This is a genomic window from Streptomyces sp. 8P21H-1 (assembly GCF_013302945.1).
In genome coordinates this window covers 209-3,699 of record NZ_JABTYA010000007.1, presented here as the reverse complement: position 1 = coordinate 3,699, position 3,491 = coordinate 209, and the positions used below count along the sequence as shown (strand labels likewise).

4 protein-coding genes and 1 pseudogene are annotated in these 3,491 nt (G+C 70.7%); 4 read left to right on the top strand and 1 reads right to left on the bottom strand.

Translation table 11 applies throughout. The annotated features are described in order from the left end of the window. The coding region (locus HO151_RS00190) for a sulfite oxidase (RefSeq protein ID WP_173894113.1) at positions 1 to 1,146 on the top strand (1,146 nt) is incomplete at its 5' end. A gap of 372 nt (positions 1,147 to 1,518) precedes the next feature. Here the strand turns inward: HO151_RS00190 and HO151_RS00185 are convergent. Then, entirely contained in the window at positions 1,519 to 1,767 is a 249-nt protein-coding gene (locus HO151_RS00185; RefSeq protein ID WP_173894112.1) for a hypothetical protein, read from the bottom strand. Here HO151_RS00185 and HO151_RS00180 point away from each other — a divergent pair. The 3 genes and pseudogenes from HO151_RS00180 to HO151_RS07075 form a co-directional block, all read left to right on the top strand. Further along, positions 1,766 to 1,915, top strand: a complete 150-nt coding sequence (locus HO151_RS00180) for a hypothetical protein (protein ID WP_173894111.1) — start codon at positions 1,766 to 1,768, stop codon at positions 1,913 to 1,915. The genes HO151_RS00185 and HO151_RS00180 overlap by 2 nt on opposite strands. 331 nt (positions 1,916 to 2,246) lie before the next feature. After that, positions 2,247 to 3,170, top strand: coding sequence for an aminoglycoside phosphotransferase family protein (locus tag HO151_RS00175; protein WP_173894110.1), 924 nt, complete (start codon positions 2,247 to 2,249; stop codon positions 3,168 to 3,170). Between the two features lie 76 nt (positions 3,171 to 3,246). Then, a pseudogene (locus tag HO151_RS07075) lies at positions 3,247 to 3,395 on the top strand (IS110 family transposase); the annotation flags it as partial. Positions 3,396 to 3,491 lie beyond the last annotated feature (96 nt).

Below are 3,491 nucleotides of genomic sequence, written 5' to 3'. Positions count from 1 at the left end.
CTGGCCGCCCCCGCCCCCGCGGCCGCCGGACGCGCCGGGGACACCGTGACCGCCGCCGCGGCCCCCGGCATCGTCAAGCCTCTCCCCGAAGCCTGGTTCACCACCCGCGGCACGAACGCGGAGACCAGGTTCGAGGCGCTGGCCGGCACGGGGCACCACACCCCCACGGACCGCTTCTTCGTCCGCAACCACACCTCCACGCCCGTCCTGGACGCGAGCGCCTGGACCCTCACCGTCCGGGGGGACGGCCTGGTACGGGGCCGCGCCGCCGAGTTCACGCTCGACGACCTGAAGCGGCTGCCCGCCACCACCCGCAGCGCGTTCGTGGAGTGCGCGGGCAACGGGCGCAGCCTCTTCACGACACAGCAGGGCCAGAGCGTGTCCGGTACGGCCTGGACCCTGGGCGCGATAGGCGCGGCCCGCTGGCGCGGCGTACGGCTCGGCGAGGTGCTGCGCCGCGCCGGCCTGGGCCGGGACGCCGTGGACGTCATGCCCCGCGGTCTGGACGCCGACTACGTCACGGCGGACGGCACGAACCTGGGCCGGGTCCGCCGCCCGCTGCCCCTGTCGAAGGCCCTGGACGACGTGCTGCTCGCGTACGAGATGAACGGCGAGCCGCTCCCGCCGGACCACGGACATCCCGTACGGGTCCTCGTGCCGTCCTGGACAGGTATCGCGTCGATCAAGTGGGTCGGCGACATCGAGGTCTCCGCCCAGCCGCTGTACTCGCCCTGGAACACCGACTTCTACCGGCTGTTCGGCGCCGCGTACCCGGAGGGCGGCAGCGCCCCGCTCACCCGCCAGACCCTCAAGAGCGCCTTCGAACTCCCCTGGAACGCGACCTTGTCGGCCGCCGCCGACCACCGTCTCACCGGCCGCTCCTGGTCGGGCGCGGGCAGGATCGCCCACGTCGACGTGAGCACCGACGGCGGCGCGACCTGGCGGCGCGCCCGCCTCCACGACACCCCGCGCCGCGCCGACTGGGTGCGCTGGTCCGCCGACTGGCGTCCGGCGGCCCCGGGGGCGTACACGCTGCTGGCGCGTGCGACGGACACGACGGGCCGCACCCAGCCGGGGACCACCGTCCACAACACCCAGGGCTATCTTTTCGACGCGGTCGTCCGCCATCCGGTCCAGGCTGTGTGACAGGCGGGTGATACGGCGAGGCGCCGCCAGGGTCCGTCCTGACGCAACCTCTGAGCGCGGAGCCGTAGGACGACGAAGCCGTATCGGAGCGCTCCGGCACGGCTTCGTCGTGAGACCGGACGCGCCAGGCGGCTCCGGCTCGTCCTTCAGCTCTCCGACGTGGCTCATCGCCACCTGGAACCGCAGCGCCTCCTCCGGCAGGGTGATCAGAATGCTCCGAACCCAGCGGCGTCAGCAGCCGGTCGCGCAACGCGTCGTCACACGCCTCGCACCGTCATGTGCAACGACTTTGCCAGGACCTCACCGGCGGCTCACCCCGGGGGTACTCAGGGCAGGTACGCGCCCCCGGGGGGTGGCTGTGGTGGGTCGGGACTACTTGCCGGGCAGGTCGACGACGGGGAAGTCGATGTCGGTGCGGGCCACGGAGTCGAAGTAGTCCGTGAAGACGTTCGGTGCGACGTTGGCGCCGATCTCGCCGATCTCGCCGTCGCCGTGACCGGCGGCACGGACCTCTTCGAGGTCCTGGTCGGAGACGAAGCCGCGGGTCTCGACGACGGACTTGGCGAACTTCAGGGCGGCCTGCGTCTTGGCGCCGGAGGCGGAGAGGGACACGAAGGGCATGGCGGGCGAACGCGTGCTGCCGCTCCCGGCGTTCGTGCGCGAGGCGCTGAAGACGTTCCGCGCCACGCAGGCAGCGGAACGCCTGGCGCCGGGTGAAGGGTACGGGGGCGCGGGCTACGTGCTCGTGGACGAACCCGGGCCACGCTGAACGGTCGGCGGCCCCGGGTGCGGGCCTGCGAGAGCATGGACGAAAACGGCCGTCGCAGGGTCCGTCCGTACGATGCTCGGGCGTCGGGCTTGACCTTCCTGGCGATCCGATGCCTCGAACGGTACGCCAGCGGCTTGTCACACTCGCACGTTCAGCAGCCTCTCTGCCACCGGTGGCAGAGATCGGGGTCCCGCTGCTTGTGGCGGTTCCACAAGCTCACGGCCGGTATCCGCACTGGCTTGGAGATGGCTGGCGCGCCGCGGTGGCAGGCTGTCCGTCGACCTCCGGTAGGTTGCGGCGCGAACCCGTTTCCCTGTGAAGGAGATGCGATGTGAGCACGTTGGAAGCAGGCGAGGTCCCGCATCACCTGGCGGCGTCGTACTCCACGGGCTTCGGTGAGGAGGGGAGAGCCTGGATCGCCGGACTGCCGGCTCTCGCGGCGGACATGCTGGAACGCTGGGATCTGGAACGGGACGGCACCGCAAGAGCCGGAGAAGCCTCACTGGTACTGCCGGTGCTGCGCCCCGACGGTACGCCCGCGGTCCTGAGACTCCAGATGCCCCGGCAGGAGACCACCGCCGCACTGATCGGCCTCCGCACCTGGAACGGCAAGGGGATGGTGCGACTGCTCGATCACGACCCCATGAGCAGCAGCATGCTCCTGGAGCGCCTGAACGGAGCCCGCACGCTGGCCTCGATCAACGATGACGACGTGGCGATGAGCACCCTCGCCGAACTTCACGCGCGGCTGGTCGCAGTCCCCGCGCCGCGGGGACTGCGCAGTCTCGACGACATCGCCTCCGAGATGCTGGATCAGGTCCCCCAGGCGATCATGAGACTGGCTGACCCGACCGACCGTCAGCTCCTGCGCAGCTGGGCATCGGCAGTGGCCGAATTGGCCGGTGAGCCCGGGGACCGGATGCTGCACTGGGATCTGCACTACGGCAACGTTCTCGCCGCGCAGCGCGAGCCGTGGATCGCCATCGATCCCGAGCCACTCGCCGGCGACCCGGGATTCGATCTGTGGCCCGCCCTGGACAGCAGGTGGGACGACGTCGTGGCGAAGGGCGACACCCTGCGCATCGTGCGGCGTCGCTTCGACCTGCTCACCGATGTCCTCGGCCTGGACCGCGCACGCGCGACCGGCTGGACCCTGGGACGGCTGCTGCAGAACTCACTGTGGGACATCGACGACGGTGAGACCCGGCTCGCGCCGTCCTCCGTGGCGATTGCGGACTCGCTGCTCACCCGGTGACCTCCGGCCCGTGGCGGGCCGGTGACAACAAACCCGCCTATGTGACAACTGCTGTGCTTCGGCTCATTTCTGCGAACTCAACTACGGCGGCGACCGCCAAGCCGACGCCGCCCTGCACCGCATCGTCTTCACTTGGCTGCGCCACGACCCGCGCACCCAGGCGTACTACGAACGCCGCACCCAGGAGGGCATGTCCCGACGGAGATCATCCGATGCCTCAAGTGATACGCAGCCCGCGAAGTCTTCAACCTGGTCAGACCGGTTTCCCACACCCCCGCGTCATAGGCGCCCGTGACGCCGAGCACAAGGGCTGTCGCACCG

What these genes read in the sequence shown, in the direction of transcription:
- HO151_RS00180 (WP_173894111.1), top strand. Translation starts at nt 1,766, where the DNA reads ATGGCGGGCGAACGCGTGCTGCCGCTCCCGGCGTTCGTGCGCGAGGCG.
- HO151_RS00185 (WP_173894112.1), bottom strand. Translation starts at nt 1,767, where the DNA reads ATGCCCTTCGTGTCCCTCTCCGCCTCCGGCGCCAAGACGCAGGCCGCC.